The sequence below is a fragment of the Corallococcus sp. AB045 genome, from assembly GCF_003668895.1.
Taxonomy (GTDB): domain Bacteria; phylum Myxococcota; class Myxococcia; order Myxococcales; family Myxococcaceae; genus Corallococcus; species Corallococcus coralloides.
The window spans coordinates 25,590-41,483 of record NZ_RAWN01000074.1 but is presented as its reverse complement, the minus strand read 5'-3'; the positions used below and the strand labels follow the sequence as shown (position 1 = coordinate 41,483).

At 69.8% G+C, this 15,894-nt stretch carries 13 protein-coding genes; 2 read left to right on the top strand and 11 right to left on the bottom strand.

Features of this window, described 5'->3' with window-relative positions:
• Positions 1–1,039 precede the first annotated feature (1,039 nt).
• Together gmk and D7Y21_RS19310 are read right to left on the bottom strand one after the other, a co-directional pair.
• A complete protein-coding gene (gene gmk, locus D7Y21_RS19315; RefSeq protein WP_120567677.1) occupies positions 1,040–1,663 on the bottom strand; it encodes a guanylate kinase in 624 nt (207 codons plus the stop codon).
• On the bottom strand, positions 1,660–2,538 hold the full coding sequence (locus D7Y21_RS19310) for a YicC/YloC family endoribonuclease (RefSeq protein ID WP_121714913.1): 879 nt from the start codon (positions 2,536–2,538) through the stop codon (positions 1,660–1,662). Before D7Y21_RS19310 ends, gmk begins: the two co-directional genes overlap by 4 nt.
• An 82-nt stretch (positions 2,539–2,620) precedes the next feature.
• On the opposite strand from D7Y21_RS19310, the gene D7Y21_RS19305 reads away from it, so the two are divergent.
• The gene (locus tag D7Y21_RS19305; protein WP_121714911.1) at positions 2,621–3,730 is read left to right on the top strand and encodes a glycosyltransferase family 9 protein; all 1,110 of its coding nucleotides are present in this window, start codon (positions 2,621–2,623) and stop codon (positions 3,728–3,730) included.
• A 169-nt stretch (positions 3,731–3,899) separates the two neighbouring features.
• Here D7Y21_RS19305 and D7Y21_RS19300 read toward each other — a convergent pair whose 3' ends face one another.
• The 9 genes from D7Y21_RS19300 to D7Y21_RS19260 are packed head-to-tail and all read right to left on the bottom strand — an operon-like array spanning position 3,900 to position 14,669.
• Positions 3,900–4,388 (bottom strand): adenylyltransferase/cytidyltransferase family protein, encoded by a 489-nt coding sequence (locus tag D7Y21_RS19300; protein ID WP_121714909.1) that lies wholly within the window; start codon positions 4,386–4,388, stop codon positions 3,900–3,902.
• Complete coding sequence (locus D7Y21_RS19295) at positions 4,385–5,398, bottom strand: bifunctional heptose 7-phosphate kinase/heptose 1-phosphate adenyltransferase (RefSeq protein ID WP_120567681.1); 1,014 nt, start codon at positions 5,396–5,398, stop codon at positions 4,385–4,387. Before D7Y21_RS19295 ends, D7Y21_RS19300 begins: the two co-directional genes overlap by 4 nt.
• 31 nt (positions 5,399–5,429) lie before the next feature.
• Positions 5,430–6,509: a tetraacyldisaccharide 4'-kinase gene (lpxK, locus tag D7Y21_RS19290; protein WP_121714907.1), complete on the bottom strand. Its 1,080-nt coding sequence runs from the start codon at positions 6,507–6,509 to the stop codon at positions 5,430–5,432.
• On the bottom strand, positions 6,506–7,537 hold the full coding sequence (locus tag D7Y21_RS19285) for a glycosyltransferase (protein WP_121714905.1): 1,032 nt from the start codon (positions 7,535–7,537) through the stop codon (positions 6,506–6,508). The genes lpxK and D7Y21_RS19285 overlap by 4 nt, the downstream gene beginning before the upstream one ends.
• Entirely contained in the window at positions 7,537–8,538 is a 1,002-nt protein-coding gene (locus tag D7Y21_RS19280; RefSeq protein WP_121714904.1) for a glycosyltransferase family 4 protein, read from the bottom strand. Before D7Y21_RS19280 ends, D7Y21_RS19285 begins: the two co-directional genes overlap by 1 nt.
• Entirely contained in the window at positions 8,535–9,803 is a 1,269-nt protein-coding gene (locus D7Y21_RS19275) for a 3-deoxy-D-manno-octulosonic acid transferase (protein ID WP_121714902.1), read from the bottom strand. The genes D7Y21_RS19280 and D7Y21_RS19275 overlap by 4 nt, the downstream gene beginning before the upstream one ends.
• A 20-nt stretch (positions 9,804–9,823) precedes the next feature.
• Positions 9,824–10,999 carry a PHP domain-containing protein gene (locus D7Y21_RS19270; RefSeq protein WP_121714899.1) on the bottom strand — a complete coding sequence of 392 codons (1,176 nt, stop codon included), beginning with the start codon at positions 10,997–10,999 and terminating at the stop codon, positions 9,824–9,826.
• Positions 10,996–12,780 carry an ABC transporter ATP-binding protein gene (locus D7Y21_RS19265; protein WP_121714897.1) on the bottom strand — a complete coding sequence of 595 codons (1,785 nt, stop codon included), beginning with the start codon at positions 12,778–12,780 and terminating at the stop codon, positions 10,996–10,998. The genes D7Y21_RS19270 and D7Y21_RS19265 overlap by 4 nt, the downstream gene beginning before the upstream one ends.
• Before the next feature lie 2 nt (positions 12,781–12,782).
• Positions 12,783–14,669: a DUF4388 domain-containing protein gene (locus D7Y21_RS19260; protein WP_120567688.1), complete on the bottom strand. Its 1,887-nt coding sequence runs from the start codon at positions 14,667–14,669 to the stop codon at positions 12,783–12,785.
• Between the two features lie 63 nt (positions 14,670–14,732).
• Between D7Y21_RS19260 and lpxB the strand changes: the two genes are divergently transcribed.
• A complete protein-coding gene (gene lpxB, locus D7Y21_RS19255) occupies positions 14,733–15,893 on the top strand; it encodes a lipid-A-disaccharide synthase (protein ID WP_120567689.1) in 1,161 nt (386 codons plus the stop codon).
• The last annotated feature ends 1 nt before the right edge of the window (position 15,894 follow it).

Genomic DNA, 15,894 nt, shown 5'->3' with positions numbered 1-15,894 from the left:
ATGTGTTAGGCACGCCGCCAGCGTTCGTTCTGAGCCAGGATCAAACTCTCCAATTGTATTCTTGGTTTGCTTGAACCGGCGTTCCCCGAGACCCGGCTAAGGAGTCTCGGCTCGCTGATTCGTCGGCGCTTCCCTCTCGCTGCGCTTTTCAGCGCTGCTCTTGAGATGAAGCGCCCTCAAAAAATTGACTGCGGGTTTCCGCAATCCATTACTACTTGGGCTTGCTATTTGGTTTTCAAAGACCGAGCCGCTTGTTTTGCTTCGCGACTTTTGCTACCGTCTACTTTGTTGCCGGTTTCGTTTCAACCGGCGGGGCTGCAGCTTCTATTTCAGTTCGCAGTCAGCGTCAACTTCGCTTTTGCGTCCTGCGGGCTGCTTCGAATCTCGTCGGCGCCGTCCAGTGACTTCCGCCGCTTCTTTTCGAAGGGGAGCGGCTTCTACTTCAGCGCCGCGTTCCCTGTCAACCGCTTGCTGTCAGCTTTCCTCACCGCTTTGCGTCCGTTGTGTTGCCTTCCGGACCGCTGCTTCTTCGGTGGGGCGCGGCTTCTATCTCTTCGCCGCGCTCGCTGTCAACCCGCTCGTTGACTGCCCTATTTCCTTGTCGGTGCTGCTCTCTCTACGAAGTGCCTTCCGCGCCAGTGCGCGGGCTTCGAAGCGAGGGGCGCGGCTTGTACCACCGCCGCGTTTTGTGTCAACCGCTCGACTGCTGCTTCTACTTCCCGACCTGCTCCGCCTCCCGTGAGGCGGCAACCCGCTCCGACACCTTCAACGCCCGCTGATCGGCTGCCCTGCTGCGGCACCATCTAAGAATCGGTTCGGAGAATGTCAACTTCCCGTCACCGATGAGGCCGACTGCGCCTCTCCCCGTCTCTGCGTCGCTCAGGTGCCACCGGAGTGACGCCTGCGTGTCGCCGCGAGGTGGGCGGCTTATCCATCAGGCGATCGGGCAGCGCAAGATATTTGATGCAGGCTGCCAGCGCGGTGCGACGTGGTGGAGGGGGAACCCGTGGGGCGGTCCCACCCATTCCCCCGACGGATTTCAGCTCCCGAACTTGAGCTTGGAGAGGTCCACCCTTCCCCGCCGGCACTTCTCCGCGACCACCACCGAGCGGAGCTCCTGATAGGCGCGCTCGATGTCGTCGTTCACCACGATGTAGTCGTAGGACGCGATCCCCCGCTCGATCTCCGAGCGAGCGGCCAGCATCCGGCGACGGATGGTCTCATCCGAGTCCGTCTGGCGATCCCGGAGCCGCCGCTCCAACTCCTCCATGGAGGGGGGCAGCACGAAGATGAGGACCGCGTCAGGGTGCTTGCGCTTGATGGCCTGCCCGCCCTGGACGTCGATGTCGAAGATGGCGGTGCCACGGCGGGTGCGGGCTTCGTCCACCACGGACTGGGGGCTGCCGTAGAAGTGGCCGTGGACCTCGGCCCACTCCACGAACTCGCCCTTCTCGATCTTCTCCTGGAAGGCGGCGACTCCCACGAAGTGGTAGTCCACGCCCTCCTGCTCCTTGCCCCGGGCGCGCCGGGTGGTGACGCTGGTGGAGAAGATGCCGTCCGGCATCTCCTTCAGCAGCCGGTGCGCGAGGGTGGTCTTTCCAGCTCCGGACGGCGCGGAGAGGACGAGGAGCAGGCCAGGCTGGAGTCCAGTGGGTTCGTTCATTCGACGTTCTGCACCTGTTCGCGGATGCGCTCGACCTCGGCCTTCATCGAGACCACGCGCGCGGAGATCTCCGCGTGCTGGCTCTTGGAGCCTGTCGTGTTCACCTCGCGGTGCATCTCCTGCACGAGGAAGTCCATGCGCCGGCCCACCGGCTCGGGGCTCGCCATCAGGAGCCGGAACTGCTCGAGGTGGGTCGCGAGCCGGGTCACCTCTTCCGCGATGTCCGTGCGCTCGGCGAACAGGGCCACTTCCTGCGCCAGGCGCTGCGGATCCACCGCGACGCCGCGCGCGAGCTCCGCGACACGGTCGGTGAGCCGCTGCTGGTAGTCACTGACCGCGCGAGGCGCGAGCCGGGCGACTTCCTGGCTCCAGCCCTCGATGAGCTTCATCCGGGCGTCCAGGTCCGTGTGGATGGACTCGCCTTCGGTGTTCCGCATCGTCTCCAGGGCCGCGAGCGCCTGCTGGAGCGCGGTCTGCGTGGCCTGGGTGGCGGACTCCACGTCCACGCCCTTCTCCTCCAGGCGGATGACGCCCGGCTGGTTGGCCACCTGCGACCAGGCGACGTCCACCGACTGGCCCATGGCCTCGGCGACCTCGCGGAAGGCTCGCGCGTATTCGCGGGCCAGGGCGACATCCACCGTGGGGACGTTGCCCGAAACGGTGGCGGCCTGCCGGCGCACCAGGATCTCCACCGAGCCTCGCGCGAGGCGGTCCTTCACCTGCTTCACGAGGGCAGGCTCGAGCGCGGACAGCTCGCGCGGCAGCCGGACCTTCACTTCACAGAACTTGTGGTTGAGCGAGCGTGCTTCCACGGAGACCTCTTCGTCCCCCACGCGGGCGCGGCCCGAACCAAATCCAGTCATGCTCTTGAGCATCGGGCCGGGTGCTAGGGGCTTTCGGTCCCAAGGTCAAGCCAGCGTCTTGTGTCCGTTCCAATTCTGGTAGGGTCCGCCGCCGATGGCGTGGCACAAGCGGCTTGAAACGTGGGCGAAGCTGGCACTGACGCTCCTGGCTTCCCTCCTGTTCTGGCGCCCCGGACGTCGCCGTTCTCCCGGAGCGCCCCTCCCCCACCCGCGAAAGGTCCTGCTCGTCCGGCCCGACAACCGCGTGGGCGAGGCCCTTCTCACCACGCCCCTGATGCGGACCCTCAAGGCGCATCTCCATCCGCCTCCGGAAGTGCATGTGCTGGTGCACGCCAAGGTGGCTCGCGTCCTCCAGGGACACCCTGACGCGGATGCGGTCCTGGCGTTCGACCGGCGCCTGCTTTGGCTGGGGCCGCTGGCGCCTGGCATCCGTGCACTTCGCCGCGCGGGCTATGACACCGTGGTGGACTGCGCCAACTGGAGTGCTCCGTCCGTGACGAGCGCGCTGATTGCGCGGATGGTGGGCCCCAAGGCGGTCGTCATTGGACCCGGCATCTGGCCGGTGTCGCTGCTGCAGTCGGTGTCCGTGCCTGCCCGGTCCGATACGCGGCACGAGGCCATTCAGCGCACCCACCTGCTGACGCCCCTGACGAAGGGCGCTGTCGCCGAGGGGCTTTCGTTCCGGGAGCCGGTGCTCGGCGAGGCGTTCCGCGGCTATCTGGCGACGTTCTCCGGGACGGGTTCGCGGCGCGCGGTCATCAACCCGGGAGGCCGGCTGGGCGAGCGCCGCATCCCGGCCGAGGCCTTCGCGGCGGCGGCACGGGAGCTCATTTCACTCGGCTATTCGCCTGTCGTGACGTGGGGGCCCGGAGAGGAGGCCCTGGCTCGGACCGTGCTCTCCGGCGCTCCGGGGGCGGAGCTTGCTCCGGCGACGAGCATCGATGAGCTGGGTGCTCTGATGCGGACCGCGGGCCTCACCATCTGCAACAACACCGGGCCCATGCACCTGTCGGTCGCCGTGGGCGCGCCCACGCTCGCGTTCTTCCTGCGCATCGACATGGAGCGCTGGGGCCATGCGGTGGCGCCCCACCGGATGGTGGACCTGACGCCCGTCGTGGATGGGGCTTCCGGCGTGGGATTGGAGCAGCGCGTGGCCACGGAGGTCCGGTCCTTCGTCGCGGAGCGGGCCTCGCTCACGGGGTGAGCGGTCGCTCCTGCTCGGACACCATCTGGGGGACGCCTTCCTCCACGGGCCAGGCTCGGAGGCACTTGCCGCAGCGGACTTCGGGCGGGGGGCCCTGGTGCTCTTCGAGCGGGCTCTTGCAGTGGGGACACCCCAGGATGGACCTCAGCGCCGGGTCCAGGACCATGGGCTACTTCGCGCCTTCGCGGCCGAGCCTGCGGGCCAGCTCCGTGGTGCTGTGGTCCTTCGGGTCTCCCGCCACCGCCGTCCTCCCTCCGTAGGCCCGGACCTCGTCACCTTCCGGAATGGAGTCCGGCGTGTAGTCCGTCCCCTTCACGTGCACGTCGGGCTTGAGGGCGCGGATGAGGGTCCGCACGTTCGGCTCGTCGAAGACGACGACGCGGTCCGTGCAGGCCAGCGCCGCGACCAGCTCCGCGCGCTCCGCTTCCGGGATGTGCGGACGGCCCGGCCCCTTGTAGGCCCGGGTGGAGGCGTCCGAGTTCACCGCCACCACCAGCACGTCCGCCAGGGCCTTCGCCCCTTCCAGGTAGCGGACGTGACCGACGTGCAGCAGGTCGAAGACGCCGTTGGCCAGGGCCACCGTGCGGCCCTGCTCGCGCCAGCGTTCCCGTTCCTCCACGATGGCGGCCAGGGGACGAAGCTTGTCCAGGGTGTTCATCGAGGGCTCCGCAGCGCTTCGAGGAGTTCTTCGCGGGAGACCGTCGCCGTGCCGGGCTTCTGCACCACCAGCGAGCCCGCGACGTTCGCGAGCCTCGCGGCTTCACCGAACGAGGCTCCGGCCGCGAGTGCCAAGGCGAAGCTCGCGATGACCGTGTCGCCCGCTCCCGTCACGTCCACCGCCGACTTCGCTCCGTGCACGGGGATGAGGTCCACGCCGCCCTTCGCGTCGAAGACGGCCATGCCATGCCGGCCTCGCGTCACCAGCAGGGCCTGGCAGCCCAGCTTGCGGACCGCTTCGTGACCGGCCTCCAGGAGGTCCTCCTTCGTGCGCACCGGACGGCCCGTGAGCGCTTCCAACTCCGGCTCGTTGGGCTTGCACACCGTGAGGCCGGCGAAGGCCATGAGCGCGTAGCGGCTGTCCACGCAGACCGGGAGGCCGTCCGCGGCGAGCTTTCGCAACACAGCCCGGACCTCGTCGCTGACGACGCCCGCGCCGTAGTCCGAGACCACCACCGCGTCCGCGTCCTTCGCCGCGGCCTCCACCTGCCTGGCGATGGCCTTGCGCATCCGGGGCGGGAGGGGGCCTCGCTGGCCCCTGTCGACGCGGAGCATCTGCTGCCTCGTGGTGCTGATGCCTCCCGCGAGGATGCGCGTCTTCGTCTCCGTCTGGATGCTCCGGCTGCTGACCGCGTGCAGCCGGATGTCCGCGGCTTCGAAGAGCTTGCGCAGCTCGCTGCCCATCGAGTCCACGCCCAGGGCGCCCACCGCCGTCACCTGCCCCGACAGCGCGCGGATGTTGGCCGCCACGTTGGCTCCGCCGCCGAGATTCACCTCCGACGACTCGTACCGGACGATGAGCACGGGGGCCTCGCGGCTCACCCGGTCCGTCTGTCCGTAGAGGTAGTGGTCGGCGACCAGGTCTCCCACCAGCAACACCCGACGGCGCGCGAAGGCGAGTGGCAGGCGCGAGGACGAAGCTGCCGGACGTGAAGACGGGGCCGCGGGCATGGGCGCGCGTTGTCCCACAGCGGTCCAGCCCTCACAAGTCGCGCGTCTCTCCCTGCAGCCCGAGCGCCCGCTTGAGATGCGCTTCGCCCTCCAGGACCTCCACTCCCAGGCGCACCACCCAGGCCTCGAAGCCGACGGGCAGGCGCACCGCGTCCTTCTCCGTCGTCACCACGAGCGCTCCGTGCTGGCGGGCCCGGGCTTCAACCCGGTGAAGCTCGTCCGCCGTGAAGCGATGGTGATCCGGGAAGAGGGCCGCGTCCCGGACCTCCGCTCCGAGTGTGGTGACGGTCTTCAGGAAGCCTCCGGGCCGGGCCAGCCCCGCCAGGGCGAGGACCGGCTTTCCTTCGAGCGCTTTCGTCGCGTGCTCGGTCCCCGAAGGGTCCCACCAGCCCGTGGGCCCATAGCGTGTTCGGACCCGTGGCGCGGTCACGCCTTCGAGCCATGGGTTGGGGGCGGCGTCTCCGGAAGCAGCTCTCAGCCAGAGGAGCGTGGCGCGGCGCAGGGCCGATGGGGGCTCGCGCAGCGGGCCTCTTGGGAGCAGCTGGCCGTTGCCCAGGCCCACGGCTTCGTCCACGACCACCAGGTCTTCGTCACGGTGCAGGCGGCGGTGCTGGAAGCCATCGTCCAGCAGGACCGTGTCCAGGCCGAAGTCGTCCCTGGCCCGGAATGCAGCCGCGACGCGGTCCGCTCCCACGAAGAGCCGGGCCCTCGGACATCTGCGTGCGAGCAGCAGGGGTTCGTCGCCTGCGTCCGTCACCGCGGGCAGGGGCTCCGCTCCCGTGAAGGTGAGTGGCTCGTGGGACTCGCGTCCGTAGCCTCGGGTCAGGATTCCGACCTTGCGCCCTTCGCGGATCAGCAACTCCGCGAGATGGAGTACCGCCGGTGTCTTGCCCGTGCCTCCGACGTTGAGGTTGCCGATGGAGATGACCCGCAGACCTTCGACTTGTTCGGCCCGCTTCAGTCCCGAGTCGTAGAGGGCACCGCGGAGACGAACCGCTCCGCTGTAGGTCCAGGACAGCAGCGTGAGCGGCGACAAGAGGGCACGACGGGCCCAGGGCTCCGGTGCCGGCGGATAGAAGATCCGCTCCAGGGCCGTGGGTCCGCCCGTCATCGCCGTGGCTCCGCTGCCTTCTGATAGAGGGCCAGGATGTCCCGGGCGATGTGCTCGTTCGTCGGGTGCCGGGTCCCCGCCGTTGCTCCGGACAGCGCGGCGGTGACGACGGCTTCCACCGTGGGCGCTTCCACCTTCGCGTCCGCCAGCTCCGGGAGCGCTCCCTCGTTCATCGCGACTACTCGGACTCCGCAGGCCCTGGCTTGCGCCGCGGCTCTCGCGCTCCAGTCGTTCCCCAGGCCGAGGATCCAGACTTCATCCAGGGCCTGCAGCCACTTCGCGAAGTCCGCTCCCTGCTGGTAGCCCGCGAACGTCACCTGTTCGTTGAGGCCTCGCTCCGATACCTGCTTCCGGGTCGCTTCGAGCAGCGCCCCATCACCTACGAGCACGAGGCGAGATTCGGGACGTTGCTGGCGGAGCGTGGCGAAGGCTTCGACTCCCAGCGCGTGACGGCGGCTCTGCTGGAACGTGGAGATCATCCCCACCAGGTGCGTGTCATCGAGGCCCAGGGTCCGGCGGAGGGTCTTGCGGTCCTGGGGGCGCTCGAACATCGGGTCCACCAACGCGGGCAGGACCTGGACGGGGCGATGCCGACCTTCGAGCTTCTCCATCAGGTGGCTCGCGGGCACCGTGTACGCGGCGGCTTCGGGCAGCGAGGAACGCAGTGAACGAGGCGCGTGGATGGAGCGGATCCGCACAGCGCCTTTCGGCGTTCCCCAGCGCGCCACGAGATGGTCATGGGTGAAGTGGGCGTGGACCACGTCCACCGTCCTGCGGCGGAGGGCTCGCAGGTCGCTCCAGAGCTCCCAGGGTGGGGACTTCACGGACAACACCAGGCCTCCTTCGTCCAGGAGGCCCAGTTGATGGAAGCGGGGAACGGCGGGCTCCTCGGCGGCGATGTCCCGGCGTTTGCGGTCCACTGCCACCGTGACTTCGTGGCCCAGCGCCCGCTGCGCCTGGGCCAGCAGCGCGATGTTCTCCGCCGGGCCGCTCCAGAAGGGGCTCGCGAACAGGTGCAGGATGCGCATCAGCGCTTCACCAGCGAATGGTAGAGGTCACGGAGCGCCCGGGCTTCGTGCTCGACGCCGCAGCGGCTGCGCGCTTCCTCTTGCGCGTTGCGGCCGACCAGACGGGCCCGCTCCGGTTCGCGGGTCAGTTCGTCCAACAGGTCGCGCAGGCCCTTCACGTCTCCGGGTTCGAAGAAGAAGCCCGTGCGGCCGTGCTCGATGAGCGTGTCCAGGTACGGCAGCTTCGAGGCCACCACGCAGCACCCGGAGGCCATCGCCTCCACATGCACCAGCGAGTAGCCCTCCGCGTAGGAGGGATGCACCAGGATGCTCAGGCCCTGGTACCAGGGCTCGATGGTGGACTGCTCCCCCGCGAGCAGCACCCGGTCCTCGATGCCCTGGCGCAGCCCGTTCACCCATGCCAGGTCCGGCCCCTTCGCGAGCCCCACCAGCACCGCCTGCCAGTCCGGCCTCTGCGGCAACAGGGGCCTCAGCGCTTCGATGAAGTCGCCCTGCCCCTTCTCCTTGCGGATGCGTCCGATGACGCCGATGCCGTAGCGGCCCCCCTGCTGGAGCCGGGCCCAGGCAGCGTCGCGGTCTTCCGGTGGGTGGAAGCGCTGGAGGTCGATGCCGTGCGAAATCACCGTGGACGGGAGCGCGATGACGTCGGAGATCTGCTTCGTGAGCGATACGAGCGCGTCCGCGCCCCTGGCGAGCCAGCGGGTGAAGCGCGTGGGGGCTACCGACGTGTGCCTCGTGAAGACGAGTTGGACCCTTCCTCCCAACGCCTTCAGGAGCATCCCCGCCAGCAGCTCGTTGTTCCGGTGCGCGTGCCAGACGATGGGCTCCTGGTGCGAGCGGCGGATCAGCTCTCCCCAGGTGATGCGCGGCAGGGCTTCCGTCAGGCCAGAGCCGATGACCCGTGTCTCGTCGCCCTGGGCCAGCGCTGGTACGACGGACTCCACGTGCCGCGTCACTCCCGTGTAGCGCTTGTGGAAGTGTGGATGGACGATAAGGGTCATCGAGGAGCCCTCCTTAGCGCGGCCATGGCCTCCGCGTTGCGCTCACTGGCTCCGGAGATTCGACGCACCGTGGCTTCGGCCTGGGCTCCCAGTTGCTGCCGACGTTCGGGATGGGCGAGGAGGTCCTCCAGCGCGGCGTGCAGGGCTTCTCCATCCGCCACTTGAATGCCTCCGTTGCCTTGCAGCACCGCGACGCTGTCGCGGAAGTTGTCCATGTGCGGGCCGAACAACACCGGCCTGCCCTGCCCCGCTGGCTCCAGGATGTTCTGGCCGCCCCGCTTCGTGAACGAGCCTCCCACGAACACCACCGTCGCCAGGCGGTAGGCTCGCGACAGCTCTCCCATCGAGTCCATCACCACCACCGGCGCTCGCTCCGGGTTGCCCTGCGAGCGCAGGCCCACGGTCAGGTTCCGCTCCCTTGCGAGGGTCTGGATCCGCTCCGCCCGGTTCAGGTAGCGCGGCGCGATGACCAGGCTCAGCGTGGGCCAGCGTTCCCGTAGACGCTGATACACCTGCAACAGGATTTCTTCCTCGCCCTCGTGCGTGCTTCCCGCGAGCCACACCGGATCCGCTGGAGCCAGGCCGAGGGCGGTTCGCAGGGCTTCGTCCTCGGGGGCTGGCCCCGCCGCGAGGGCGTCGAACTTGGTGTTCCCGGTGGTGAGGACCCGCTCGGCCGGTGCGCCCAGGGCCTTTGCTCTTTCGGACTCCTCGTCCTGCCGCATCAGCAGCAGGTCCATGTCCTTCAGCGGGTTCTCGATGAGGCCGAAGAGCGTCCGATACCTCCCCACGTTCGCGGGGGAGAAGCGCCCGTTGGTCATCACCACGCTCGCTCCAGACTGCTTCGCGGCGCGGATCAGGTTGGGCCAGACCTCCGTGTACTCGAGGACGAGGAGGTCCGGCTGGAGGGCTCGCACCGCCCTTCGTGTCGCGCCCCAGAGGTCGTAGGGCACATACACGACTCCGTCGATCTGCTTCGCCAGGCGGTCTCTTGCCATCGCGTGGCCGCTGTCCGTCATCGTCGAGAGCACGATGCGGCAGCCGGGGAAGCGCTGGCGCAGGGGGCCGAACATGGGGGCCAGGGCCAGCAGGTCTCCCGCGCTGGCTCCGTGCAACCACAGCAGCGGGCCCTCTCCCTTTGGCAGGTCGCCTGGCCCGTAGAAGCCCAGCCGCTGCTTCAGCCCGTGACGCGTCTTCCGGTACACGCAGAGCACCGGGAACAGCAGCGCGAAGAGGACGTAGGTGGCGACGACGTAGAGCAGGCGCATGGGCGACGTCCCGCGCTCTATCAGATGCCCGGCGGTCTCGGCACCACTCGCACCGGGCTGGGGACCAGCCAGGGCCGCCACTCGTGGCCGAAGAAACGTCCGGGCGCGTGGGCCCAGACCTCCACCTGGACGGCGCCGGGACCGGTCAGCTCAATGTGCTGCCCGTCGGGTTGCAGGCGGCCGTCACCCCACACCCGGACCTCCAGCGTGCCTGGGGTGTGTTCCGGGAGGCGGACCGTCAGCACCGTGCCCACGGGGGCTTCTCTCGTGTTCGCGTCGAAGCCTTCCAGGGTGAAGCCCTCCGGCGCTCCGAGCGCTCGGAAGACGCAGAGGGCCTGGCCGCTCGCCAGGGCCTGCGTGACCTGGGTCGCGGCTTCGCGCGCGTTCTGGGACAGGGGGCCCTTGAGCACGTCCGGCGGGAGCTCCATGTCGAGCGCGTTGAAGATGTCCTCGTACGCGGGCACCCCGTGCGCGTCATGGCCACACAGGGCGATGCGCTTGCGCTCTCGCGCCAGCTCCAGGAAGCGCTCCGTCGGGCGTGGCTCCGGGACCGCGAGCAGCATCACTCCGTGCACCGGGTTCACCAGGGAGGCGCCCACCGCCGGCAGGAGCCGGCTCACCGGGCTTCGCAGCGCCTGCCGGAAGAAGGTGTCCGCTGAGTACAGCTCGAAGCCTGGGACCTGGTGCGCCGTTGCTTCGTCCTTCCAGGGGTTCTTCGTCTGGACCGGATGCGCGAGGACCGCCGTGCCTCCAGCGGCCTCCACCGCGGCCACCGCCTGTTCCGGGGGCCCCCAGGGCGTCACGCCTTCGATGGGCCGTTGCATGCCGAACGCGGTCAGGTGGCCCGCGTTGGTCGAAATTTCCACCCCGGGGATGAGCAGCACGCCGTCCACCCAGGTCGCGGCGGGCGGCTTGAAGTCGTTGTGGTCGGTGAGCACCACGAAGTCGAGGCCCGCGGCCTTCGCCGCCCGGGCGACCTTCGCGGGCGTCCCGTTCCCGTCCGAGCGCGTGGTGTGCACGTGGTACGCGCCTCGGATCCACGGCTTCGCGTTCGGGGCGGGCTCGACGACGGGGTAGTCCGCGAAGCCCGCCGCGAAGGCGAAGAAGCCCGCGACGCCCATGAGCAGGAACAGCAAACCGAACACGGCGCGGATCGCCAGGGAGAGGGGACGCCTGGCCGTGCCGGCCTTGCTCACGCCGCTCCCCGCTCGATGGGGCCTGACGTCTGCAGGCGCCACATGGCGGCGTAACGGCCTTCCTTCTGGACCAGGTCCGCGTGGCTCCCGCTCTCCACGATCCGGCCCGCCTCCACCACGTGGATGACGTCCGCGTTCGTCACCGTGGACAGCCGGTGCGCGATGACCAGCGCCGTCCGGCCGGGGAGCACCTTCGCCAGCGCGGCCTGCACCTCGCGCTCGTTCTCCGGATCCAGGCTGCTGGTCGCTTCGTCCAGCACCAGCACCGGGGCCTTGGACAGGACCGCCCTCGCGATGCACAGGCGCTGGCGCTGCCCTCCGCTCAAGGTCACGCCTCGCTCGCCGATGCGCGTGTCGTAGCCCTGCGGCAGGCCCTGGATGAAGGTGTCCGCGTTCGCCACCCTCGCCGCGGCCTCCACTTCCTCCTTCGTCGCTTCGGGCCTCGCGTGCCGCAGGTTCTCCAGCACGGTGCCGTGGAAGAGCAATGGCTCCTGCGTCACCAGCGCGAACTGACTCCGGACGCTCGCCGCCGTGTACGTGTCCGCGTCCACGCCATCCAGCAGGATGCGCCCCTGCTGGGGACGCTCGAAGCGCAGCAGCAGCGACGTCACCGTGCTCTTGCCGCCTCCACTGCCTCCCACCAGCGCCGCCACCTGGCCCACCTTCAGGTCCAGGGTCAGCCCGTCCAGCGCGCGACGCTCGCCGTAGAAGAAGCGCACGTCCTCCATGCGCAGCGACTCATGCAGCGCGGGCGTAGGCACCGCACCGGCGGCGTCCTCCACGGGGTGCTTCAGGTCGAGCAGCGCGAAGAGGCGCTCCCCCGCCGCTCCCGCCTGCACCGCGAACTGCGTCACCCGGCCCAGGTCCTTTACCGGCTGGTACACGAGGATGACCGCCGTGAGCAGCGACAGGAGCGCCTCCGGCTCCATCGCCCGCGTCGCCGCCGCGTACCCCAACGCTCCCGCGAGCGCCGCCGCGGCGAGCACCTCCATCACCCCCGGCACGCCTCCGCGCGCCCAGGCCGCGCCCACCACCGCTTCCTCGTGGGCCTTCGCGTAGGACTCGAAGCGCGCCAGCTCCGCCTGCTGACCGTTGAAGGCCTGGATGGTGCGCAGCCCCCCCAGCCCTTCATGCAGCTGGCCCGCGAGCTGCCCCAGGTGGGACTGCCCTTCTCGCGTTCCCTTCAGCACCTTGCGCGTGAGCTTCGAGGCGGGCAGCGCCGCCAGCGGAATCACCGCCAGCATCAGCCCTCCGAGCATCGGGCTCATCGCCAGCGCCACGCCCGCGAGCACCAGCACCTGGATGGTGTCTCGCAGGTACGAGCCCACCGTGTACATGGCGGCCAGCTCCACCGCCATCACGTCCGAGGAGAAGCGGCTGAGCAGATCTCCCGTCCGCTCCTTCGACAGCTGCGACGGCGACAGCGCCGTGAGCCGCAGGAACAGGTCGCGCCGCAGGTCCTTCACCACGCGCTGCGCGAACAGGCCCATGAAGTAGAACTGGCCCAGGTACCCAACGCCCTTCACCGCGCCCACCGCCAGCACGAACACCGGGAAGCCCCAGAGCGCGGCCTCTCGCGGCAGGTTCGCGAGCCACGGCACCCGGTGCGCGCTCGCGAAGCCCTCTTCGCCTCCCGACAACAGGAAGCGCAGCGCCGGGCCCAGCAGGTACGCGTACGCGCCCGTCGCGAGACCCAACACCGCCATGCACACGAAGGCCAGGACGAGGGTTCCCGCGTGCGGCTTCGCGTACCGGAGCAGCCGCCAGAGCGCGTGATGCATGACTACTTCACCACCTTCTGCAACGCCGCCCTCGCGAGCACCGAATACGGATTCAGCTCCAGCACCTTCATCAGCTTCTTGCGCGCGAGCGGCGCGTCGTCCAGGTCGATTTCGATGATGGCCGCGATGATCTGCGCCCGCTCCAGGTACGGATCCAACGTCAGCGCCTGCTTGAGCACCTTGCGCGCCGCGAGCGCCCGCTGCATCAGCGGCCCGGGCGAGCCCCGGTACTTCGCCCAGGCGAGGTACGAGTAGTACTCGGGCTCGCCGCCGTTGAGTGACACCGCTTCCTCGAAGCCCTGGATGGCCGCCTTGTAGTCGCCCCGCTTCATCGCGGACTCGCCCCGGCGCAGCGCGAGCTCCGCGTCCACGTTGATGGCGGTCGCGCGGCCCACCACTTCCTGCCGGCTGAGGAAGTACTGGAGATAGGCGCGGCGCTTCTCGTCCACGCTCAGCACGCGGTACGCCGCGGACAGCTTCTCCTGCACCTGCTCCAACAGGTCGCGCAGGTCGGAGAGGTCGAACTCCGCGTAGGTGTCCGGATGAAAGCGCATCGCCGTCTCGTGATACGCGCGCTCCACCGCCTCCTTGTCCGCCGCGAGGTCCAGGCCCAGCCCGCCGAAGTAGCTGCGCGTGATGATGCGCACCGCTTCCTCGCGGAGCGCCGCCGCCGTCTCCGCGGGCAGGCTCTTGCGCTTGCGCGGCGCGATGACGTCCGGCACCACCGCCGCGCTCAACACGTCCGTCCCCGTCGCCACCGGCGTCGCGGAGAACGTCACCCCGCCCGTCAGCTTGAGGAACCACAGCAGCGTGTACGCCGCCCGCAGCTCCGCGCGTCCGTGCGCGAGCAGGTCCTTGAGCACGATGCGGCCATTCACCTGCATCGCCAGCTTCAGGTCCTCCGTGTCCAGCGCCATCGACTGGAGGTCCCGGCCGAAGTCCGCCGAGCGCACCGGGTACTCGTTCAGGTGCGCCTTGAGCGCGTTCGCCACCACCCGCAGGGGCATCCGCCGGCGCGCGGCCTCCAGCAGCGGGGCCAGCGCGGGCTGATCCACGGAGGCCACTTCGGAGGAGAACTCGTCGCCCGCGTAGAACGCGTAACGGCCCTCGCGCATGGCCAGCACGCGTCCGAGCCGGTCCCTGGTGAAGTCGCGCAGGAGCGCCAGCAGGTCCTCGCCCACCGCCTCCACGCCCACGTCCGCCAGCGCCGCGCCGATGCGCAGCCCGGAGGCGAGTGACTCCACCACTGGCTGCTCCTGCGCCTCCGTGAGGACCCGCCGCTCGCGCAGGAAACGCGGCAGCGCGTCCTCCTTCGCGGAGGAGTCGAAGTTCACCGGCCCGCCGCGCAGGAAGTACACCCGGCGCGACAGCCCCTTGAGGGCCACCACCAGCACGCCGTCACGGCGCAGCCGGTAGAGCGAGTGCTGCAGCGCCGGCAGCGGGAAGGACTTCAGGTCCCCCGCCGCCACCGCGGGCCTCGACAGCGTGGCGGCCAGGCCCGTGAGCGGGATGGCCTGGGCGGCCTTCACCAGCGCCTCCAGGCGGGGCACCAGCTCCCCCGGCTTGAGCGGATCCGGGATGTACGCGTTGACCTTCAGGTCCAGCACCGAGCTCACGCCCTTCGCGCGGCCCAGGTGCCCCTTGTCGATGGCCACGATGGGCACGCGCCCGCCCTGGCTGTGCCCTCGGATGAGGTGCACGACGTGCTGCCCCTCCACGCGCGGCAGGTCCACGCCCAGCACCACCACGTCCGGGTTGTCCGCCGAGAAGTGCTCCAACGCCATCACGGCGTCATTCACCGCCCGAACGGTGTACCCGGCCTGCGAGAGCAAGCCCGTCAGGTGCTCCAGGGTCGGGGGGTGGCTCTCAGCGAGCAGAAGCGTCTTCAAGGGGGCCGCAGTCTACAACCTCCCTCCCTCCGCGCATCAGCTACGATGAGGGTCTTGCCTCCCATGACGCAGCCATCCTCCCCCCGCATCCTCGTCGTGGCCGGCGAGGCCTCCGGCGACACCCACGCCTCGGAGCTCGTCGCCGCCCTCCAGGCCCTGCGCCCCGACCTCACCTTCTTCGGCATGGGAGGCGCCCGGCTGGCCGCTCGGGGGGTGGAGCTCATCCACGACGCCCGGGAAGTGTCCGTCATGGGCATCACCGAGGTGCTCCCCCGCATCCCCCGCATCCTGCGGATCATGAAGGACCTGGCCCAGGCCGCCGAGGAGCGCCGCCCCGACTGCGCCATCCTGGTGGACATCCCGGACTTCAACCTGCGCCTGGCCAAGAAGCTCAAGGCCCTAGGCATCCCGGTGGCCTACTACGTGTCCCCGATGATCTGGGCCTGGCGCCGGGGCCGCGTGCGCACCATCCAGCGGCTGGTGGACCGGATGCTCTGCATCCTTCCCTTCGAGGAGGACTTCTACCGGGAGGCCGGGGTGCCCGCACGCTACGTGGGCAGTCCTGTCCTGGAGCAGATGCCCAAGTCCGCCAGCGCCCGCGAGTTCCGCCAGCGCCTGGGCCTGCCCGAGGACGCTCCCACGCTCGCGCTGCTGCCCGGCAGCCGGATGAGTGAGATCCGCCGCATCCTGCCCACCCTCGTCGGGGCCGCAAAGCAGCTCGTCTCCGAGCGGCCGGGGCTCCAGGTGGTGGTGCCGGTGGCGCCCACCATCGCGAAGGAGGAGATCCTCTCCCGCTTCGAGGGCAGCGGCGTGACGCCGGTGCTGGTGGACGGGCGCGCCCCGGAGGTCGTGGGCGCGAGCGACGCCGCGGTGGTGGCCTCCGGCACGGCGGTGCTGGAGGCGGGGCTGATGGAGCGGCCGCTCGTCGTCGTGTACCGCGTGTCGCTGGTGACGTACTGGGTGGGCCGGCTGATGCTGAAGGTGGCCTTCGTGTCGCTCATCAACCTGCTGGCGGGCCGGCGCGTGGTGCCGGAGCTGCTCCAGGGGGAGATGACGCCGGAGAACATCGCCTCCGAGGTGCGGCGCGTGTGGCTGCCGGGCGAGCCCCGCGACGCCATGGTCCAGGGCCTGGCCGAGGTGCGCGGGCGCCTGGGCGAGGTGGGGGCCGCCCACCGCGCGGCCCAGACGGTGCTGGAGCTGCTGCCCCCGCGCCCTGTCGCCTGAG

Coding starts and splice junctions, on each gene's coding strand:
- gmk (WP_120567677.1), bottom strand. CDS start 1,663: ATGAACGAACCCACTGGACTCCAGCCTGGCCTGCTCCTCGTCCTCTCC.
- D7Y21_RS19295 (WP_120567681.1), bottom strand. CDS start 5,398: ATGCCCGCGGCCCCGTCTTCACGTCCGGCAGCTTCGTCCTCGCGCCTG.
- D7Y21_RS19265 (WP_121714897.1), bottom strand. CDS start 12,780: ATGCATCACGCGCTCTGGCGGCTGCTCCGGTACGCGAAGCCGCACGCG.
- D7Y21_RS19285 (WP_121714905.1), bottom strand. CDS start 7,537: ATGCGCATCCTGCACCTGTTCGCGAGCCCCTTCTGGAGCGGCCCGGCG.
- lpxB (WP_120567689.1), top strand. CDS start 14,733: ATGACGCAGCCATCCTCCCCCCGCATCCTCGTCGTGGCCGGCGAGGCC.
- D7Y21_RS19275 (WP_121714902.1), bottom strand. CDS start 9,803: ATGCGCCTGCTCTACGTCGTCGCCACCTACGTCCTCTTCGCGCTGCTG.
- D7Y21_RS19305 (WP_121714911.1), top strand. CDS start 2,621: ATGGCGTGGCACAAGCGGCTTGAAACGTGGGCGAAGCTGGCACTGACG.
- D7Y21_RS19280 (WP_121714904.1), bottom strand. CDS start 8,538: ATGACCCTTATCGTCCATCCACACTTCCACAAGCGCTACACGGGAGTG.
- D7Y21_RS19300 (WP_121714909.1), bottom strand. CDS start 4,388: ATGAACACCCTGGACAAGCTTCGTCCCCTGGCCGCCATCGTGGAGGAA.
- lpxK (WP_121714907.1), bottom strand. CDS start 6,509: ATGACGGGCGGACCCACGGCCCTGGAGCGGATCTTCTATCCGCCGGCA.
- D7Y21_RS19310 (WP_121714913.1), bottom strand. CDS start 2,538: ATGCTCAAGAGCATGACTGGATTTGGTTCGGGCCGCGCCCGCGTGGGG.